The sequence below is a fragment of the Marinobacter sp. 1_MG-2023 genome (assembly GCF_030549045.1).
In the GTDB taxonomy this organism is placed as follows: Bacteria; Pseudomonadota; Gammaproteobacteria; order Pseudomonadales; family Oleiphilaceae; genus Marinobacter.
Genome location: NZ_JAUOST010000001.1, coordinates 483,134 through 503,764, shown reverse-complemented (window position 1 = coordinate 503,764; position 20,631 = coordinate 483,134). Strand labels below are relative to the sequence as shown.

Annotated in this window: 16 protein-coding genes and 1 tRNA gene; 2 read left to right on the top strand and 15 right to left on the bottom strand. The window is 54.2% G+C overall.

The genetic code is table 11. The annotated features are described in order from the left end of the window. Positions 1 to 14 precede the first annotated feature (14 nt). The 8 genes from nusA to ftsH form a co-directional block, all read right to left on the bottom strand. Positions 15 to 1,508, bottom strand: coding sequence for a transcription termination factor NusA (nusA, locus tag Q4606_RS02290; RefSeq protein WP_303596797.1), 1,494 nt, complete (start codon positions 1,506 to 1,508; stop codon positions 15 to 17). A 54-nt stretch (positions 1,509 to 1,562) separates the two neighbouring features. Further along, a complete protein-coding gene (gene rimP, locus Q4606_RS02285) occupies positions 1,563 to 2,024 on the bottom strand; it encodes a ribosome maturation factor RimP (protein ID WP_303596798.1) in 462 nt (153 codons plus the stop codon). Positions 2,025 to 2,343: 319 nt separating this feature from the next. Next, positions 2,344 to 2,428: transfer RNA gene (locus Q4606_RS02280), tRNA-Leu, on the bottom strand. A gap of 7 nt (positions 2,429 to 2,435) precedes the next feature. Next, entirely contained in the window at positions 2,436 to 2,807 is a 372-nt protein-coding gene (gene secG, locus Q4606_RS02275) for a preprotein translocase subunit SecG (RefSeq protein WP_303596799.1), read from the bottom strand. Between the two features lie 24 nt (positions 2,808 to 2,831). Beyond that, complete coding sequence (gene tpiA / locus Q4606_RS02270) at positions 2,832 to 3,590, bottom strand: triose-phosphate isomerase (RefSeq protein WP_303606531.1); 759 nt, start codon at positions 3,588 to 3,590, stop codon at positions 2,832 to 2,834. Between the two features lie 76 nt (positions 3,591 to 3,666). After that, positions 3,667 to 5,010: a phosphoglucosamine mutase gene (glmM, locus tag Q4606_RS02265; RefSeq protein WP_303596801.1), complete on the bottom strand. Its 1,344-nt coding sequence runs from the start codon at positions 5,008 to 5,010 to the stop codon at positions 3,667 to 3,669. Next, positions 5,010 to 5,840, bottom strand: a complete 831-nt coding sequence (gene folP, locus Q4606_RS02260) for a dihydropteroate synthase (protein WP_303596802.1) — start codon at positions 5,838 to 5,840, stop codon at positions 5,010 to 5,012. The genes glmM and folP overlap by 1 nt, the downstream gene beginning before the upstream one ends. A gap of 116 nt (positions 5,841 to 5,956) precedes the next feature. Then, positions 5,957 to 7,900 carry an ATP-dependent zinc metalloprotease FtsH gene (gene ftsH / locus Q4606_RS02255; RefSeq protein WP_303596803.1) on the bottom strand — a complete coding sequence of 648 codons (1,944 nt, stop codon included), beginning with the start codon at positions 7,898 to 7,900 and terminating at the stop codon, positions 5,957 to 5,959. Between the two features lie 322 nt (positions 7,901 to 8,222). On the opposite strand from ftsH, the gene yhbY reads away from it, so the two are divergent. Beyond that, positions 8,223 to 8,534, top strand: a complete 312-nt coding sequence (gene yhbY, locus Q4606_RS02250) for a ribosome assembly RNA-binding protein YhbY (RefSeq protein WP_303596804.1) — start codon at positions 8,223 to 8,225, stop codon at positions 8,532 to 8,534. A 109-nt stretch (positions 8,535 to 8,643) separates the two neighbouring features. Here the strand turns inward: yhbY and greA are convergent, their stop codons facing one another. The 7 genes from greA to grpE form a co-directional block, all read right to left on the bottom strand. Beyond that, positions 8,644 to 9,123: a transcription elongation factor GreA gene (gene greA, locus Q4606_RS02245; RefSeq protein WP_303596805.1), complete on the bottom strand. Its 480-nt coding sequence runs from the start codon at positions 9,121 to 9,123 to the stop codon at positions 8,644 to 8,646. Between the two features lie 4 nt (positions 9,124 to 9,127). After that, positions 9,128 to 12,346 (bottom strand): carbamoyl-phosphate synthase large subunit, encoded by a 3,219-nt coding sequence (gene carB, locus Q4606_RS02240; RefSeq protein ID WP_303606530.1) that lies wholly within the window; start codon positions 12,344 to 12,346, stop codon positions 9,128 to 9,130. Between the two features lie 97 nt (positions 12,347 to 12,443). Beyond that, positions 12,444 to 13,574, bottom strand: a complete 1,131-nt coding sequence (carA, locus tag Q4606_RS02235) for a glutamine-hydrolyzing carbamoyl-phosphate synthase small subunit (protein WP_303596807.1) — start codon at positions 13,572 to 13,574, stop codon at positions 12,444 to 12,446. A gap of 394 nt (positions 13,575 to 13,968) precedes the next feature. Further along, positions 13,969 to 14,769, bottom strand: coding sequence for a 4-hydroxy-tetrahydrodipicolinate reductase (gene dapB, locus Q4606_RS02230; protein ID WP_303596808.1), 801 nt, complete (start codon positions 14,767 to 14,769; stop codon positions 13,969 to 13,971). 23 nt (positions 14,770 to 14,792) lie between these two features. Continuing rightward, the gene (gene dnaJ / locus Q4606_RS02225; protein ID WP_303596809.1) at positions 14,793 to 15,920 is read right to left on the bottom strand and encodes a molecular chaperone DnaJ; all 1,128 of its coding nucleotides are present in this window, start codon (positions 15,918 to 15,920) and stop codon (positions 14,793 to 14,795) included. Between the two features lie 78 nt (positions 15,921 to 15,998). Beyond that, positions 15,999 to 17,924 (bottom strand): molecular chaperone DnaK, encoded by a 1,926-nt coding sequence (dnaK, locus tag Q4606_RS02220; protein ID WP_303596810.1) that lies wholly within the window; start codon positions 17,922 to 17,924, stop codon positions 15,999 to 16,001. Between the two features lie 103 nt (positions 17,925 to 18,027). Next, positions 18,028 to 18,618 (bottom strand): nucleotide exchange factor GrpE, encoded by a 591-nt coding sequence (gene grpE, locus Q4606_RS02215; RefSeq protein ID WP_303596811.1) that lies wholly within the window; start codon positions 18,616 to 18,618, stop codon positions 18,028 to 18,030. Positions 18,619 to 18,862: 244 nt separating this feature from the next. Here grpE and recN point away from each other — a divergent pair, with 244 nt between their 5' ends. Further along, a complete protein-coding gene (recN, locus tag Q4606_RS02210; RefSeq protein ID WP_303606529.1) occupies positions 18,863 to 20,542 on the top strand; it encodes a DNA repair protein RecN in 1,680 nt (559 codons plus the stop codon). Positions 20,543 to 20,631 lie beyond the last annotated feature (89 nt).

The following is a 20,631-nucleotide window of genomic DNA, read 5'->3' as shown; positions in this document are numbered from 1 at the left end:
GGACTCCTCCCGAATTAGGCCTGGTCTTCAAACCAGGGGGCGCGTGCGGTCATAATCAACTGCCCTGCACGCTCTTCATCAATACCTTCGATTTCAAGCAGGTCGTCAACCGACTGCTCTGCCAGATCTTCCATGGTGCGCACCCCCATGCCGGCGAGCTTGAACGCCAGGCCGCGATCCATACCGTCCATATTCAGAAGATCTTCTGCCGGCTCAGCGCCGTCGAGGGCTTCTTCACTGGCCAGGGCCTGGTTCAACAGGACATCCTTGGCACGGCGACGTAATTCAGTGACGGTGTCTTCATCAAAGCCGTCGATCGCCAGCATTTCTTCCATCGGCACGTAGGCGACTTCTTCAATAGAGGTAAAGCCTTCCTCAATCAGCACACCTGCGAACTCTTCATCCACGTCGAGGTGGGCAGTAAAGTGCTCAACCAGAGTGTTATATTCCTGCTCTTGCCGCTCACCAGCCTCCTCTTCGGTCATGACATTCAGTGTCCAACCTGTAAGTTCGGTGGCAAGGCGCACATTCTGCCCGTTACGACCGATAGCCTGAGCCAGGTTATCTTCTGCAACCGCTACTTCCATCGTGTGACGATCCTCATCCATCACAATAGAAGCAACTTCGGCAGGCGCCATGGCGTTGATAACCAGCTGGGCAGGATTGTCATCCCAAAGAACTATGTCTACTCGCTCACCGCCCAGTTCGTTGGAAACAGCCTGAACGCGGGAGCCGCGCATGCCTACACAAGCGCCAACCGGATCAATACGACGATCGTTGGTCTTCACCGCAATCTTGGCGCGTGAGCCACAGTCACGGGCAGCACCACGGATTTCGATCAACTCTTCTGCGATCTCGGGCACTTCAATGCGGAACAGCTCAACCAGCATCTGCGGAGCAGAGCGGCTCAGGATAAGCTGAGGCCCACGGTGATCAGTGCGGATCTCAAGCAGCAGAGAGCGCACCCTGTCACCCATGCGGAATGTTTCACGCGGGATCAGGTACTCTCTGGGCAGCAAAGCTTCCGCGTTAGCGCCAAGATCTACAATAACATTATCTCGGGTAACCTTCTTTACAGTGCCCGAGACCAGCTCGCCAACGCGATCACGATAGCTATCAACGATTTTGCTGCGCTCGGCTTCACGAACTTTCTGGAAGATGATCTGCTTTGCGGCCTGAGCACCGATACGACCAAAGGCAACAGACTCGGCCTTCTCTTCGTAGGTGTCGCCCGGCTTGAGCGAAGGATCAATTTCTTCTGCTTCCTGAAGCGTAAGTTCGGTGCCAAGCGCAGGAACAGCATCGTTATCGACGACAAGCCAACGGCGGAAGGTTTCGTACTCACCGGTGCGACGGTCAATGGACACGCGCACATCCGACTCTTCGTCTTCGTAACGTTTTTTGGCAGCGGTGGCGAGTGCCAGCTCGATCGCCTCGAAAATCACATCCTTCTCGACACCTTTCTCGTTCGAGACGGCTTCAACTACCAGCAAGATCTCTTTACTCATTGGATTGCCCTGCCCTGAAAATAAACTGTGCATCTACTGAGTTATTCAAATGGCTCACTCGAATACCGGAACAATTTGGGCTTTTTCGATACTATCGAAAGGCAGCAGATATTCATGATCATCAACGACCACAATGACATCATCGCCTTCGACACCTTTAATAAGCCCCTGAAACTTGCGCCGGCCTTCAAACGCCATGCGCAAGCGGATTTGTACTTGATGCCCCACAAATGCCTGATACTGCTCAGGCCGGAACAGCGGGCGATCCATCCCCGGAGACGAAACCTCCAGTGTGTACTCGGTCTGGATGGGATCTTCCACATCCATCACGCCACTGACCTGACGACTGACTTTCTCGCAGTCATCGATGCCGATGCCATTCTCGGCATCGTCTATAAACACCCGCAGCATGGATTGGTAGCCCTTGGAGCGATATTCAATACCCCAGAACTCATAACCCAAGCCTTCCACCACGGGCCGAAGGATGTCTTCCAGTTGTTTAAGCTTGCCTGACAAGTTAGGCGGTCTCCGTTATGAAATTTACCGGCCCCAAAAACAAAAAAAGGGCTGTCAATCAGCCCTTTTTACGCACCAGGGCCCGTTGCGCCAGGCCCCTTAATCAAAAAGCCCCGATAACTGGGGCCTTTTGTTGCAAGAACTCGCAGGAAGCAAACCGGTAAACCGCTTCCTGCTGACAGACACCTGGCCTGCCAGAAACCCGACAACAAAAGATGCCTGGCTCCAATATCCGCCGGAGTATAGAGACGCCGAACGGACTGGTCAAGGACTGAACAAAAAAACGGCCTGGAAGTTCCAAGCCGTTTTTCTTCTTAATTGGTGCCCAAGGCCGGACTCGAACCGGCACGGCTTTCGCCACTACCCCCTCAAGATAGCGTGTCTACCAGTTCCACCACTTGGGCAACACTCTTACTCGAGCTCGGGGAGGCCAGACTCCCCGCTCCCGGTTTCGCTTTCGGCAGCATCCGCAGCACTTTCGGCTGGAGCGTCGTGGGATTCCTGCACTACCGGAATACCTGCCTCACCAGACACCTCAGCACGCTGCTTGGCGAAGACTGCCAACGAAAAACTCGTCACGAAAAATACGATCGCGAGCAAAGTAGTCATACGGGTCAGAAAACTGCCGCTACCTTGACTACCGAATACAGTTTGGGAGGCACCACCACCACCGAAGGCCGCACCTGCATCCGCACCCTTGCCCTGCTGGATCAGCACCAGACCCACCAGCGCCACCGCGATCACGACGTGCACAACGACTACTAGTGTTTCCATCAAATCCATATCGACTCTCGCGAACCTTTAACTTTAGGTAGCTGCTGGAAAAGACCGGCAGATACTCATAAATTCTTTTGCGACCAATGAAGCGCCGCCGATTAACCCACCGTCTATATCGGGCTCTGAAAAAAGCGCCGCTGCATTATCCGCTTTTACACTGCCGCCGTAAAGTAGTGAAATCTCTTCGGCTGGGGCGCCCATATCTTTCAACACCCCCCGTATCGCAGAATGCATGTCCTGAGCATCACCAGCAGTTGCCGTCTTCCCGGTGCCAATTGCCCAAACAGGCTCGTAGGCTACCACGACATTGTGCCACTGACCTTTTGGCACGAATGCCAAACCAGAACGCACCTGATGAGCAACAACTGACTCTGCTTGGCCAGACTCACGCTCTTCCAGCGTTTCTCCGACACAAACAATGGCCACTAGACCACTGGAAACAACAAGCGATACTTTCTCGGCAACCAGCTCATCGGTCTCACCGAAAATCTGGCGGCGTTCGGAATGACCAACGAGCACATAGCGACAACCTGCATCTTTAGCCATCTCCGGAGAAACTTCACCGGTATAGGCACCTGACTGCCACTGACCTACATTCTGAACACCCACTGAAACAACGCCCTGCGCCTGATCCAGCACATTCCCGATATAAATTGCGGGAGGAATAATAACAACCTCCACGCCGTTATCAAGAGATCCGGCCTCAGACCGGACATAGCCAACCAGTTCTTCCGATAGGTCTCTCGACCCGTTCATCTTCCAGTTTCCGGCTACAATCCTGCGTCGCATAACAGTTCCCATATGTAAGGGAGGGCGCACTATACAGCAGTCCCTCACAACAGACAACAGCCTGAATCCAACAAAATCAGGGCGTTGAATTTTCCACTACTTGCGCGAGCTTTTCGGCGACGCGACGTATATCTTCAGCGCTCTGACCTTCCGCCATCACACGGATCAACGCCTCGGTTCCAGAAGCTCGCAGCAAAATCCTGCCTGAGTTACCAAGCTCCCTTTCGGCTTTCTGAACCTCAGCAACAATATCAGCACGGCTGAATGGATCAAAACGCTGCGCAACGCGCACGTTGATCATAGTCTGGGGCAGCTTGCTCATGCCTTGGCGCAACTCGGCAAGAGTTTTGCCCGACTTGCCTATAGAGAGCAGCACCTGAAGTGCGGAAACAATGCCATCGCCGGTACTCGTGCAATCGCGGATAACCATATGGCCAGATCCTTCACCGCCGAGCACCCAGTTGTTAGCCAACAGACGCTCCATTACATAGCGGTCACCGACGTTCGCGCGCTCGAATGTAATACCCATTTCGGTCAGCGCCAACTCCACACCCAGGTTGGTCATCAAGGTGCCAACCACACCACCTTTGAGGCGCCCTTCGGCAAAACGCTGGGCGGCGATCACATACAAAAGCTCATCGCCATCAACCTCCGAACCGTCACGATCAATCATCAGAACGCGGTCACCATCACCATCGAAAGCGATACCCAGGTCTGCACCTTTGTCGATGACAGCCTGCCTGAGCGCATCCAGGTGTGTTGAACCAACATTGAGGTTGATATTAAGCCCGTCTGGTTCTGCTCCAATCACAGATACCTGCGCGCCAAGCTCCCGGAAAACTTTCGGAGCAACGTGGTAAGTCGCACCGTGAGCGCAATCCAGTACAATCTTCATATGATCCAGGGTAAATTCGTTCGGCACTGTACTTTTACAGAACTCAACGTAGCGCCCAGGCGCGTCCTCCACTCGCGACGCCTTCCCCAGCTCCCCGGGGCCACAAACCTCAATCGGCTTATCCAACCAACTCTCTATTTCTGCCTCAAGGGCATCATCGAGCTTGGTACCATCGGCAGAAAAGAACTTTATCCCGTTATCATGATGGGGATTATGGGATGCACTGATAACGATACCTGCAGAAGCACGGAAGGTGCGCGTCAGATAAGCAATGGCCGGGGTTGGCATGGGGCCAAGCAGCTTTACATCCACACCGGCGGCCGACAATCCGGCCTCCAGCGCGGATTCGAACATGTAACCAGACAGACGAGTATCTTTGCCAATGAGCACACTGTTGCGCTGACCCGCCTTTTTGAAGGCCTGCCCTGCAGCCCACCCAAGGTGCAACATGAATTCCGGCGTAATCGGGTGTTCACCCACCCTGCCGCGGATTCCATCGGTGCCAAAATATTTTCTTCCGGTCATCAAACTGTCTCCTTTACGGCCGTCGCCACCCTGACGGCATCTACGGTTTCCCTGACATCGTGCGCGCGAACAATACTTGCACCTTTCATGACCGAGATTGTCGCGGCCGCCAGGCTCGCTGGCAACCTCTCGTCAACATCCCGACCTGTTATCTTGCCAAGCATGGATTTTCGGGACATACCTACAAGCAAAGGGTGACCCAACACCTGCAATTGCTCCAGCGACGCGAGCAAGCGAAGATTGTGCTCAAGCGTTTTCCCAAACCCGAACCCCGGATCCAGAATTATATTGTCCGATGATACTCCCGCCTGCTCGGCGGCATGAATGCGGCCCGCCAGGAACTCACTGACCTCGCGCAACACATTTTGATATTCAGGCCGCTCCTGCATCGTCTCAGGCTCCCCCTGAATATGCATTATGCACACGGGAACGCCAGAGCGTGCGGCCGCAATAGCCGCGCCATCTCTTTGCAGCGCCCGCACATCGTTGATAAGGCCCGCACCCCTCGTGACCGCCTCCGACATCACTTCCGGAGTACTGGTATCTACGGAGACAATTACGTCGAGTTCTCGTGAAATTGCCTCAACCACCGGGCAAACCCGGTCAAGCTCTTCCTGCACGGACACCTTTGACGCACCCGGACGAGTGGACTCCCCTCCCACATCGATAAACGCTGCGCCGTCGCTGACCATTTGCCGAGCTTTTAAAAGCGCAGCATCCAACTGGTTAAACCGACCACCATCAGAGAACGAGTCCGGCGTTACGTTTAGAACGCCCATCACATGACAGCGAGACAGATCCAGAACTCGTCCGGCGAACTTCATTTCCATAACGATCTTTTCCTGGGCAGGTACATCGGGGCCTGAAATAGCACCTGACAAAAGCAAACGCCGCCCTTTTTAAGAGGGCGGCGCGAGCAGGCTCAGGTTATCTGAAACCGGAAGCTTTAGTGCTCTCCAGCTGGTCGACCAACATCTGGCCGCTGACCATCATCGGAAGGCTTGGCTCCGGAAGTCTGTTCCGGGCTGTCAGCTTTGACGCCACCCGCAGAACCCCTGTCATCCCAACCTTTCGGCGGTCGCGGAGTACGACCTTCCATGATGTCATCAATCTGATGACGATCAATGGTCTCATACTTCATCAACGCCTGAGCCATGATGTCCAGCTTGTCCCGATTATCAACCAGAATCTGCGTAGCCTTCTCGTAGCACGTATCAATGATGTTACGAACTTCCTCATCAATACGCTGGGCAGTTTCCGGCGAGTATACCGTCTGGGCTTGCCCGGCAGAACGACCGAGGAACGGCTCTTCGCTATCGGTATCGTACTGCAACGGCCCCAGCTTCTCAGACAGGCCCCAACGAGTGACCATGTTACGGGCCAGGCTAGTAGCCCGTTCGATATCGTTCGAAGCACCAGTAGTAACGCCATCGAAGCCTAACGTCAGCTCTTCCGCAATGCGACCACCGAAGAGGCTGCAAATGGAACTGATCAGAAAACGCTTGCTGTGGCTGTACCTGTCTTCTTCAGGCAGGAACATGGTGACACCCAGGGCACGGCCACGTGGAATGATACTCACTTTGTAAACCGGGTCATGCTCAGGCATCAACCGGCCAACAATAGCGTGGCCAGACTCGTGAAACGCTGTGTTCAGCTTTTCCTTTTCACTCATCACCATGGACTTACGCTCGGCGCCCATCATGATTTTATCTTTCGCCAGTTCAAACTCTTCCATAGAAACCAGGCGCATGTTCCGGCGAGCTGCAAAAAGCGCTGCTTCATTCACCAGATTGGCGAGATCAGCACCGGAAAAACCGGGTGTGCCACGCGCAATCAACGCGGGCTCAACGTTCTCATCCACGGGCACTTTCTTCATGTGCACCTTGAGAATCTGCTCACGGCCGATGATGTCAGGCAGACCAACAACCACCTGGCGGTCAAAACGGCCTGGGCGCAACAGCGCGGGGTCAAGAACATCGGGGCGGTTGGTGGCAGCGATAACGATAACGCCTTCGTTGCCCTCAAAACCGTCCATTTCAACCAGCAGCTGGTTCAGGGTCTGTTCGCGCTCATCATGACCGCCGCCCATGCCAGCACCGCGGTGACGACCAACTGCATCAATCTCGTCAATAAAGATGATGCAAGGGCTCTGTTTCTTGGCCTGCTCAAACATATCCCGTACACGGGATGCACCAACCCCAACGAACATCTCCACGAAATCGGAACCGGAGATTGAGAAGAACGGAACCTTTGCTTCACCGGCGATCGCTTTGGCCAGCAGAGTTTTACCGGTACCCGGTTGCCCCACCATCAAGACGCCTTTGGGAATACTGCCACCAAGACGCTGGAACTTGCTGGGATCCCTAAGGAAGTCAACCAGCTCCTTAACATCTTCCTTGGCCTCATCCACACCAGCCACATCGGCAAAGGTGGTTTTGATCTGATCTTCACTCATCAGGCGCGCTTTGCTTTTGCCAAACGACATGGGGCCTTTGCCGCCACCGCCGCCCTGCATCTGGCGCATGAAGAACACGAACAATGCAATTATGATCAGAATCGGGAACGCCGCTACCAGCAGCTGTGTCCACAGGCTCTGGCGCTCAGGCTGTTTGCCGATCACTTCTACGTTGTTCGCCAGCAGATCGTCCATCAACTTATTGTCCGCCACCTGCGGACGAATTGTCTCGAACTGGGACCCATCACCGCGGGTGCCCTGAATTTCCAGACCATCAATCGTGACTTTGTTGATCTGGCCCTGCTGAACCATCTCAACGAATTGGGAATAATTGACTTGCTGACCGCTGGTGGTGGGAGAAAAGTTCTGAAACACCATCAGAAGTACTGCGGCTATAATTAGCCAAAGAACCAGATTTTTTGCCATATCGTTCAAGGATCATCACCTGTGAATTGAAGAGCAAGCCTACGAAGCAAATACTCTTTGCCGACACCTTACACTAATTGTACGTCCATCCACCAGAAACGGCCTACCCGTAACGGCTACAGAAAAACGCAGCTGCGGATCAACCTGAAGACGTTCCTTAACGCCGGACAAACTCCCGCATAGATTATATGTGGGCTTCATCTCGGAAATTACAACGTCTCCAAGATGATCAGTTATACAAGGTTGTCTGTTACAATTCGCCAATTATACGACGTTGCCAGCGAATATGCCGCTGACCTTTTGTTAATTGCACCGATAAAGAGATTGCATCATGAGCCTTTCACCGGAACAGCGCCGGGAATACCGGGCTATTGCCCACCACCTGAAGCCAGTCATTATTGTGGGCGACAAAGGCCTCACCGAAAACCTCCAGGAAGAACTGGAGCGCGCCTTGAACGACCACGAACTCATCAAGATCAAGGTGGCCAGCCAGGACAGGGAAGCTCGCCAGGAAGCGATAGCAGCCCTTTGCGAAGCCAGTGGCGCCCAAGTGGTTCAGACCATCGGCAAAATTGCCGTTATCATGCGCAGGGCCAAAAAGCCCAACCCCAAGCTTTCCAATCTGCTGCGCTTTAAAAACTAAGATTCGCGGAAGACAGGAAGCAAAACGATTAAAGTTAAAAAAACCGGCTGCGAAGGCCACAGCCGGTTTTTTTATTCTCTGCGCACTGGTTACGCCAACGTTGATCGAATCAGATGTATTCCACCTTCTCGATTTCATACTCCACTGTGCCAGAGGGCACGCGGATAGCGACAACGTCATCTTCATTCTTGCCAACGAGAGCACGTGCGATAGGCGACGAGATTGAAAGCTTGCCTTCTTTGATATCCGCCTCGTCTTCACCGACGATCTGATAGACCACCTGCTCATCCGTGTCCATGTTGATCAGGTGCACAGTCGTGCCAAAAATCACCCGCCCGGTGTTTTCCATCGTTGTGACATCGATCACCTGAGCAGCCGAGAGCTTGCCCTCAATTTCCTGGATCCGACCTTCAATAAAGCTCTGCTGCTCACGGGCAGCGTGATACTCAGCGTTCTCTTTTAGATCACCATGCTCCCGGGCATCTGAAATAGCAGCAATAACCCGCGGACGATCCTCGGATTTCAGCTTCTGGAGCTCCTCACGAAGACGGGTTTCACCCGCTTTTGTCATAGGTACTCGTTCACTCATAATCTTACTTTCCTGCGTGAAGGTCTTGCAGACGGCGTACTGTGCGCTCAGGTCCGAACTTGATGACCCGGCAAAAGGCTTCGCCACCCGCCAATGTTGTGGTGTAGGCCACCTTGGTCTGCAGCGCCGACTGGCGAATTTGCGCCGAATCGGACACTGCCTTGCGGCCTTCGGTTGTGTTAATTATCAGTTGAACCTGGCCATTCTTGATGGCGTCCACGATGTGCGGCCGGCCTTCGCCAACCTTGTTCACCCGCTCAACTTCCAGGCCGGCTTCACGGAAAGCTTTGGCTGTGCCGGTGGTCGCTACAAGTTTGAAGCCGGTATCAACCAGATCCCGGGCAACCTGAACGGCACCTTCTTTATCTACATCACGAACCGACATAAACACAGTGCCTTTTGAAGGCAAGCGCTCGCCAATCGCCAGTGAAGCCTTGGCAAAAGCCTCGTCGAAGCTGTCACCCAGCCCCATAACCTCACCGGTAGACTTCATCTCCGGCCCGAGAATAGGGTCAACCGCCGGGAATTTGTTGAACGGGAATACCGACTCTTTTACAGCGTAGTAATCAGGCACCACTTCTTTGGTAAAGCCTTGCTCGGCCAAAGACGTTCCAGCCATAACCCTCGCCGCCACTTTCGCCAGCGATACACCAATGGCCTTGGATACAAAGGGCACCGTTCTTGAAGCGCGAGGGTTTACCTCGATCACGTAAATTTCGCCACCCTGCCAGGCCAGCTGAACGTTCATCAAGCCCACAACTTCCAGCTCGATGGCCATTTTTCTTACCGCCTCGCGCATGGCGTCCTGCACCTCAGGCGGCAAGGTGTAGGGTGGCAAGGAGCACGCAGAGTCCCCGGAATGAATTCCCGCCTGCTCAATATGCTGCATGATACCGCCAATAACCACATCCTTGCCGTCGCAGATGGCATCAATATCCACCTCAATCGCGGCATTCAGGAAGTGGTCGAGCAATACCGGGCTATCATTGGAAACCAGTACCGCACTGCGCATGTAGCGCACCAACTCATCTTCACCAAAAACAATTTCCATGGCTCGGCCGCCCAGCACGTATGACGGACGCACCACGAGTGGATAGCCAATTTCCCGGGCCGCCAGGATGCCTTCTTCATGGCTGCGTACGGTGGCGTTCTGCGGCTGCTTTAACCCCAGGCGATTGATCATTTGCTGGAACCGTTCACGATCCTCCGCACGGTCAATCGCATCCGGGCTGGTACCAATGATTGGCACGCCGGCAGCTTCAAGGCCACGGGCCAGTTTCAACGGTGTCTGGCCGCCATACTGAACGATTACCCCTTTGGGCTTCTCGACGTTGATGATTTCCAGCACGTCCTCAAGCGTAATCGGCTCAAAGTACAACCGGTCCGAGGTATCATAGTCGGTTGATACCGTCTCCGGGTTGCAGTTGATCATGATGGTTTCGTAACCATCTTCACGCATGGCGAGCGCCGCGTGAACACAGCAGTAGTCAAACTCTATACCCTGGCCGATCCGGTTAGGGCCACCGCCGATAACAACAATCTTTTCACGGTCGCTGACGTCGGCTTCGCACTCTTCCTCATAGGTGGAGTACATGTAGGCAGTGTCAGAGGCAAACTCGGCGGCACAGGTGTCGACCCGCTTGTAAACCGGACGAATATTCAAGTCATGCCGCAACTTGCGCATGCTTGCTTCAGTTATACCTAACAGCTTGGCCAGGCGTGCATCGGAAAAACCCTTGCGCTTCAAACGGAACAGGGTGGCGTGATCGATATCAGCCTTGCCGGCAGACTTCAGAGCCTGCTCTTCACGAATGAGGTCTTCGATCTGCACCAGATACCACGGATCTACCTTGGTGTATTCGAACACATCCTCGACACTCAGCCCTGCGCGGAAGGCATCACCGATGTACCAGATACGATCGGCGCCCGGAACGCTCAGCTCAGTGGTCAGAGTTTCACGGGAAGTTTCCGAAGTGAACTCTTCAAGGCGCTCGTCAAAACCGTCAGAACCCACCTCCAGTCCCCGAAGGGATTTCTGCAGGGATTCCTGAAACGTGCGACCAATAGCCATGACTTCGCCCACAGATTTCATCTGGGTCGTCAGGCGGGCATCAGCCTGCGGGAATTTTTCAAAGGTGAATCGCGGGATCTTGGTAACAACGTAGTCAATACTGGGCTCGAACGACGCCGGCGTTACACCACCGGTAATCTCATTACGCAACTCATCCAGCGTGTATCCCACTGCCAGCTTTGCAGCCACTTTGGCAATGGGGAAACCTGTGGCCTTTGAGGCCAGCGCCGATGAACGCGACACCCGGGGATTCATTTCGATGACGACCATACGGCCGGTGTCCGGATTGATACCAAACTGAACGTTGGAGCCGCCGGTTTCCACACCAATCTCACGCAGCACGGCCAGAGAGGCATCGCGCATGATCTGGTATTCCTTGTCGGTCAGCGTTTGCGCCGGCGCGACAGTGATGGAATCCCCGGTGTGCACACCCATGGCATCGAAGTTCTCAATCGCACACACGATGATGCAGTTATCCGCCTTATCGCGGACCACTTCCATCTCGTACTCTTTCCAGCCGATCAGAGACTCGTCAATGAGCAGCTCGTTGGTTGGCGAGAGGTCCAGGCCACGGGTGCAGATTTCCTCGAACTCATCGCGGTTGTATGCAATGCCGCCACCAGAACCGCCCATGGTGAACGACGGGCGAATAATACAGGGGAAGCCGATGTCTTCAGCCACTTCCCAGGCTTCAGCCATGGTGTGGGCAATCGAGGCACGGGGACATTCAAGCCCAATAGCCTTCATGGCTTTGTCGAAGCGGCTTCTGTCTTCTGCTTTATCAATGGTGTCGGCATTGGCGCCGATCATTTCCACACCATGCTCTGCCAGCACGCCGTGCTTTTCGAGGTCCAGCGCGCAGTTCAATGCGGTCTGACCACCCATGGTTGGCAGCACAGCATCGGGCTTTTCTTTTTCAATGATCTTGGCGACGGTCTGCCAGGTAATCGGCTCGATGTAGGTGGCGTCTGCCATCACGGGATCAGTCATGATGGTGGCCGGGTTCGAGTTAACCAGAATTACCCGGTAACCTTCCTCTCGCAGGGCCTTACAGGCCTGCGCGCCGGAGTAATCAAATTCGCACGCCTGCCCGATCACAATCGGGCCTGCGCCCAGAATCAGGATGCTATTAATATCGGTCCGTTTTGGCATGTCTTGGTAAACCTGTCAGCAACGTTTAAATTCTTGCAGCGCAAAAACGCGGCGCGTGTCTCGGATCTGGTATGACGTATTTGTCCGTAAACCGGTGTTACCCCTTTCGGACTTCCATCAAACGGATAAACTCATCAAACAAGGGCGCCACATCACCAGGGCCTGGGCTTGCCTCGGGGTGCCCCTGAAAACTGAAGGCCGGCTTGTCGGTGCGGCGAATGCCCTGCAAGGTGCCATCAAACAAAGACTTGTGGGTAACTTCCAGCGAGGCCGGCAAAGACGTTTCATCGACTGCAAAGCCGTGGTTCTGACTTGTAATCATAACCGTGCCCTTATCAATGCGCTGAACCGGATGGTTGGCGCCATGATGGCCATGGCTCATCTTCATACTTTTCGCGCCGCTGGCAAGAGCCAGAAGCTGATGACCCAGACAGATCCCAAATACCGGAATTTCGGTTTCAAGTACTTCCTGAATTGCCTTGATTGCATAGTCACAGGGCTCAGGATCTCCCGGGCCGTTAGACAGGAATATGCCATCCGGATTCATTGCCAGCACTTCTGAGGCCGGGGTTTGTGCTGGTACCACGGTGACGTCGCAGCCACGGGATACCAGCATTCGCAGAATGTTGAACTTGACGCCGTAATCCCACGCCACAACCTTGAACTTTGGCTCACCTGCCTCGGCGTAACCCTGGCCGAGCGTCCACTCACCCTGAGTCCACTTATAGGCCGTGTCACAGGTAACCTCTTTCGCCAGGTCCATACCCTTGAGACCCGGGAACGCGTTGGCCAACTCCAGTGCACGCTCAGCAGTGGCGTCAGCGCCAGCCACAATAGCGCCATTCTGCGAACCTTTATCACGAAGGATACGCGTGAGGCGTCGGGTATCTATGTCAGCTATTCCAACAATGTTGCTGTTTCGCAGGTACTCATCCAGCGATCCGTTGCTGCGCCAGTTACTGGCCACCAAGGGCAGATCACGAATTATAAGGCCAGCTGCCTGAATGCGGTCTGACTCAACATCTTCTTCATTCACACCGGTGTTGCCAATGTGCGGGTAGGTCAGGGTTACGAGCTGGCGTGAGTAGGACGGGTCTGTCAGTATTTCCTGGTAGCCGGTCATGGCAGTATTGAATACCACTTCGCCGCTGGTTTCTCCGTCAGCGCCAATAGCGGTACCGTAAAACAGGCTTCCGTCTGCGAGTGCAAGGATTGCGGGTGTGCTCAAGGCTTGTATCCTCATCGAGTGGCGTATCGGTTCGTCACGAACAGGAACGCAAGCGCAAATTCAGGTCGCAAAAAAGCGAGAGGGAGTAAAAACTCCGTCCCGCTTTCTGTTATCCGGGAACACTTTTTGTTCCCTGGGCTTTTTCAAAGCCTACGCTTGGTGCAGTTAAACCGCCTTATTGTATAAAATTTGCAGTTTTGTGTCCATGGAAAATCGCCTTGCAGTGGAGCATGCCTGTAACACCGGCCGGCACTCGGCATATTCGCTCCGGGAACCGCTACGAGCACATCCATGTGCGCTTGTCTCCGGCCGTCCTTGGCCTCCGACATTCCCGGAGCGAATATGCCAAGCCCCTGCCTTAAAGCATGACCTCAACTCTCTTATCCTTAATGCCTCACTTCAAAGAGAGAACATCCTGCATATCGTAAAGGCCGGCAGGCTTGTCTTTCAGCCAAAGCGCCGCTCGCATAGCACCTTTGGCGAAGGTCATACGACTACTCGCCTTGTGTGTTACCTCTATACGCTCGCCTTCAGTGGCAAAGAGTACGGTGTGATCACCTACAACATCGCCGGCACGAATGGTTTCGAACCCGATCTCCTTGCGGGTGCGCTCGCCGGTGAAACCTTCGCGACCATAGACCGCACACTCCTTCAGATCCCGACCCAGCGCGTCTGCTACGACTTCTCCCATGCGCAAGGCGGTGCCAGAAGGTGCATCTTTTTTGTGGCGGTGATGTGCTTCGATGATTTCTACATCATAGTCGTCACCCAACGTTGCCGCGGCAGTTCGCAGAAGGTTGAGGACCACGTTCACCCCAACGCTCATATTGGGAGCAAAAACCACTGGTGCAGACTCTGCCGCGAGCGCTAATTGCTCTTTTTCAGCATCGGACAGGCCAGTGGTACCAACAACGAGCATTTTGCCGTTGGTTTTGCAGAACTCGGCATTTTCCAGAGTCAGGTCGGGGAAAGTGAAATCAATGAGCACATCGAAGTCGTCTTTTACATCTGCCAGAGTACCCGCCATTTTGACACCGGTTTTCCCGATACTGCTCATTTCGCCGGCGTCGGCACCAATCAGGGTGCTACCCGGTTCAACGACAGCAGCGCCGAGCTCAAGCCCTTCTGTACCGTCAACCGCTTCAATCAGCACCTTGCCCATGCGCCCAGCGGCGCCGATGATTGCTACCCTCATGACCTTTCCCTATATCAAACTGATCAGAATTTCATTTCGTCGAAGAAGCTCTTAACACCCTCAAACCACGACGTTTTCTTCGGTGCGTGATTGGTAGTGCTGCTGCCGTCAAGGGCTTCCTGGAACTCATTGAGCAACTCCTTCTGGCGCTTGGTCAGGTTAACAGGCGTTTCCACCGTTACACGACACAGCAAGTCACCCGAAGGGCCTCCACGAACCGGGCTAACACCCTTGTTCCGCAACCGGAAAAGCTTTCCGGTCTGGGTTTCGGCTGGAATACGAAGCTTCACCCGACCATCCAGTGTCGGCACTTCAAGCTCACCACCCAGGGCAGCATCAACAATACTGATCGGCACTTCGCAATACAGATTACGACCATCACGGGTGAAGATCGAATGTTCCCGAACCGACATCTGCACATACAGATCTCCGGGAGGCCCTCCGTCAACACCCATTTCGCCTTCGCCCGAAAGCCGGATACGATCACCGGTATCAACGCCCGGGGGCACTTTTACCGAGAGGGTCTTTTCTTCCTGCACTCTGCCCTGGCCGTGGCAGGCCTTACAGGGGTTCTTGATAATCTGGCCAGATCCCCGACAGGTGGGGCAGGCCTGCTGCACCGTAAAGAAGCCCTGCTGCATACGCACCTGCCCCATACCCTTACAGGTACCGCAGGTTTCAGGGCGCGAACCTTTTTCCGCCCCACTGCCGTCACACACTTCACACTCCCTGTGTCCAGGGATGGTGATTTTAACTGTCTTGCCTTTCACCGCCTCTTCGAGGTCCAGCTCCAGGGTGTACCGCAGGTCCGAACCGCGGGTGCTACGCCCACGGCCACCGCCACCTCCGAAAATATCACCAAACACGTCACCAAAGATGTCGGAGAAGTTACCACCGCCACCTCCGAAGCCACCACCGGCCTGACCATCTACGCCAGCATGACCAAATTGGTCGTAGGCAGCCCGCTTGGACTGGTCCGCCAGTATTTCGTAGGCTTCGCTGGCATCTTTAAACTTGTTCTCAGCGTCTTTGTCTTCCGGGTTACGGTCAGGATGGTACTTCATTGCGAGCTTTCGATACGCCCGCTTTATTTCTTTCTCATCCGCGTCCCGGGAAATTCCGAGAATGTCGTAATAATCGCGCTTGGCCATGCTTCTAAAACCCTGTTATTTAAACGCGGAAAACGCGGAGAAACTCCGCGTTTTCCAACTACCTGATGTACGTCAGAATTACTTCTTGTCGTCGTCTTTAACTTCTTCAAACTCGGCATCTACTGCGTCATCAGAAGCCTGGGACTGCGCATCTTCCTGGCCGCCTGCCTGCTGCGCCTGACCATCCTGATCTGCATACATCTTTTGAGCCAGCTCACCTGAAACTTCAGTCAGCTTCTGGGTTTTAGCTTCGATGTCGTCTTTGTCAGAACCGGCAAGTGCTTCTTCCAGTTCCTTGATAGACGCTTCAATCGACTCTTTCTCGCTGTCGCTGACTTTGTCGCCGGCATCTTTCAGAGTCTTGCGAACCGCGTGAACCATGGCGTCGCCCTGGTTGCGAACCTGGACCAGCTCCTCGAACTTGCGATCCTCTTCAGCGTTCGCCTCAGCATCCTGGACCATCTTCTCGATTTCATCATCGTTCAAGCCGGAAGAGGCCTTGATGACAATAGACTGCTCTTTGCCAGTAGCCTTGTCTTTCGCAGACACGTTCAGAATACCGTTAGCATCAATATCGAAAGTTACTTCGATCTGCGGCACGCCACGCGGTGCGGGCGGGATGTCAGCCAGGTCAAAACGACCCAGTGATTTGTTCTGTGTCGCCTGCTTCCGCTCACCCTGAACAACGTGAATGGTTACGGCTGTCTGGCTATCATCCGCTGTTGAGAAGGTCTGCGATTTCTTGGTAGGAATCGTAGTGTTCTTGTCGATCAGCGGTGTCGCTACGCCACCCATGGTTTCAATACCCAGGGTCAGCGGAGTCACATCCAGCAGTAGCACGTCTTTCACATCACCAGAAAGTACGGCTGCCTGAATCGCAGCACCCATGGCAACGGCTTCGTCCGGGTTAACGTCCTTACGAGCTTCTTTGCCAAAGAAATCCTTAACCTTTTCCTGCACCAGCGGCATACGGGTCTGACCACCAACAAGTATAACCTCGTCGATATCGCCAGCCTTCATGCCTGCATCTTGCAGAGCGACCTTACACGGCTCCAGGCTACGCTGAACAAGCTCTTCAACCAGAGACTCAAGCTTGGCACGGGTCAGCTTCACGTTCATGTGCTTGGGACCGCTGGCGTCTGCAGTAACGTACGGCAGGTTCACATCGGTCTGCTGACTGCTGGAAAGCTCGATCTTCGCCTTCTCACCAGCTTCTTTCAGGCGCTGCATGGCCAGAGAGTCACCGCGCAAATCGATTCCACTGTCTTTCTTGAACTGGTCGGCCAGGAATTCGATAATTTTCATATCGAAATCTTCACCACCCAGGAAGGTGTCACCGTTGGTTGCCAACACTTCGAACTGGTGCTCGCCGTCGACATCTGCAATTTCGATAATGGAAAGGTCGAAAGTACCGCCACCCAGGTCATAAACCGCAACAGTACGATCACCGCTCTTCTTGTCCAGACCATAGGCCAGGGCTGCAGCAGTCGGCTCGTTGATGATGCGCTTCACTTCCAGACCGGCGATCTTGCCCGCATCTTTTGTAGCCTGGCGCTGACTGTCGTTAAAGTAGGCCGGCACAGTGATTACCGCTTCGGTCACTTTCTCACCCAGGTAATCTTCTGCAGTCTTCTTCATCTTCTTCAGGATTTCTGCAGATACCTGAGGCGGGGCCATTTTCTGACCTTTAACTTCTACCCACGCATCACCGTTATCCGCCTCGGCGATTTTGTAAGGCACCATTTTAATGTCTTTCTGAACAACGTCGTCTTTGAAGCGACGACCAATCAGACGCTTAATGGCATAAATAGTGTTGTGGGGGTTGGTAACAGCCTGGCGCTTGGCCGACTGACCCACGAGGGTTTCGTTGTCATCTGTGTAAGCGATGATGGAAGGGGTGGTGCGATCACCCTCTGCGTTTTCGATGACCCGTACTTTGTCGCCATCCATGATGGCTACGCATGAGTTGGTCGTTCCAAGGTCAATACCGATAATCTTGCTCATTGAATCACTCCAGTTCTTCTGAATGCTGTACTGAATAGTTGTCCGGAAACATCTACTCCGGCTGCTGCTGTTTAAAGGCTATATTGGCGCTTCGGCTGATTTTTCAAGCCTGCTCATCAATTTTTGGTGCATCCTGAGCCTTCGCCACCATAACCATTGCCGGCCGTACCACGCGCCCATTCAGCAGGTAGCCTTTTTGCACCACAGCCACCACGCTATTCGGTTCGGCGTCCGGTGCCGGCACCATGGACATAGCCTCATGTTGTTGAGGATCGAACGGTTCACCAACCGGATTCAACGGCTCGACGTTGAACTTTTTCAGGCTCGATTCGAGCAGGCTTAGCGTCATTTCGACACCCTGGCGAATAGACGCCACCAAATCACCGGCATTCTCCTTGCCTTCCGTGCTCTCAACGGCCTTCTCAAGGCTGTCGGCCACAGGCAACAGCTCTTTGACGAATTTTTCCAACGCAAACTTGTGCGCTTTCTCAACATCCATCTCGGCGCGACGACGCACGTTTTGCATCTCGGCCTGCATGCGCAGCATCTGCTCCTGCGAGTCCTGAACCTGCGCCTTCAACGCTTCCAGCTCGGACTCCTCACCTTGCTCGATATCCTGAGCTTCCTCGGCAGCCGCTTCCGCAGCCTCATTCAGTTCGTCCACCTGCTCATTGCGGTTTTCGTCGGTACTCATGACTACTCCTGCCAGATCTTCGGAGGTCGGTTTAAACGCGACCTATTGAACATAGGCTCCAGCCCCGCAGAGCCGGAAGAATGTATTGCGAAGGAATATGGGGCCCACCGCTGAGGTTTCAACCATCAAAGCCTGCATTCCCGAAGAAAATCTCATCCGTGTGTTTGCAAACATCAAAATCCCTGTATATATTCACAGTTACTGTATGTTCAAACAGTATCTTTTGAAGGCGGAGGTTTTCTGCATGCTTACACAGCTAACGGTTTCCAATTACGCGATTGCCGAAAGGGTAGAACTACAATTCGGTAAAGGCATGACAGCCCTCACCGGCGAAACCGGTGCAGGCAAATCTATTGTGCTGGATGCTCTGGGGCTTGCCATGGGCGGACGAGCTGATGCAGGAACTGTACGGCATGGCGCAAAACGCGCAGACATCACCGCGACATTTGACGTTTCAGGGATCTCCGAGGCCCTGCAATGGCTGGAAAGCCATGAACTGGATGACGAGAGCGACTGCATTTTACGCCGCGTAATCAGTAAAGATGGGCGCTCACGGGCCTATATTAACGGCCAGCCCTGCCCTCTCGGCCACCTGAAAGACCTGGGCGGGCTGCTGATGGACATTCACAGCCAGCACCAGCATCAATCGCTCCTGCGCAAAGAAACACACCGCAAGTTAGTCGACGAGTTTGCAGGCGCAGAAGACCTCGCCAGCCAGACCCGCGAAGCGTGGAAATCCTGGAACCAGATTCGCGGAAAGCTGGCCGAGCGTCAGCAGAATGCAGAAGAATCTGAAGCCAGACTGCAACTTCTACGCTACCAGGTTGAAGAGCTCGACCGCCTGGCACTTGAAAGCAGCGAGCAAAAGCAGCTGGAGCAAGAGCAGGAGCAACTGAGTCAGGCCGATGCAATTATGCACAGCAGCCATCAGGCAGCACTTCTGTGCACAGAAGATGAAACCAGCGCAGCAGGTCTCGTTCGCCAGGCATTACAGCAACTGGAACAACTTCCTGTTGCGATCCCCGCGCTGGCCGACACAATCCAGATGCTCAATGAGGCCCAGATCCAGATCAGCGAAGCGGGCGACAACCTCCGTCATTTCGTGGATGACTATGAAGCAGATCCCGCGCGCTTGGCAGACGTTGAAGAGAGGCTCAGCGCCATTTACCAGATGGCCCGCAAACACCGCATCAACCCGGAAGAACTACCAGAGTTTCACGAACGGTTAAGCGCGGAGTTAGCGGAGCTTGATGGCGGCGAAGGTAGCCTGGAAAAACTTGAGGCAGAGCTGGAAATCCAACGCAAAAGTTTCGACAAACTGGCTGGCGAGCTTTCCGAAGCCCGGGCCAAAGCAGCCCTGGAACTGGATCAGCGCATTGCCAGCGAACTGGTTCAGCTAAGCATGCCGGCGGTGCAGTTCATTACACAGCTTCACCGCAACAGCCAGGACGAACCAGCGCCACACGGCCTGGAAGAAGTAGAGTTCCTCGTTAGTGCTAACGCGGGACAACCGGCACGACCACTGGCCAAGGTTGCTTCCGGGGGAGAACTGTCACGAATCAGCCTGGCGATTCAGGTAGTGGTTGCACAAACATCGACAACTCCGACTCTGATATTTGACGAAGTCGACGTAGGTATAGGCGGAGGCACCGCAGAGGTCGTTGGTAAACTACTAAGGTCTCTTGGGGATAACGGCCAGGTGATCTGCGTAACGCACTTGCCGCAGGTTGCGGCCCAGTGCCACCAGCATTTGTTCGTCAGTAAATTCACTCGCCAGGAAGCGACTTTCTCGAAGATCGAATCCCTGGATGACAAGGGAAGAATCAGTGAGGTTGCAAGAATGCTGGGCGGCGTAGATATGACCGAGCATACCATTGCCCACGCCACAGAAATGTTTTCCAAAGGACAGGCGACTCATCACTGAAGTGATGGGAACCATTAATTCCCCCTCTCGACCCTGAGAGCTGTTGGGGCAGGCTTCACGGCCTGCCCCTTTTTTCTCTTCATCTGCTA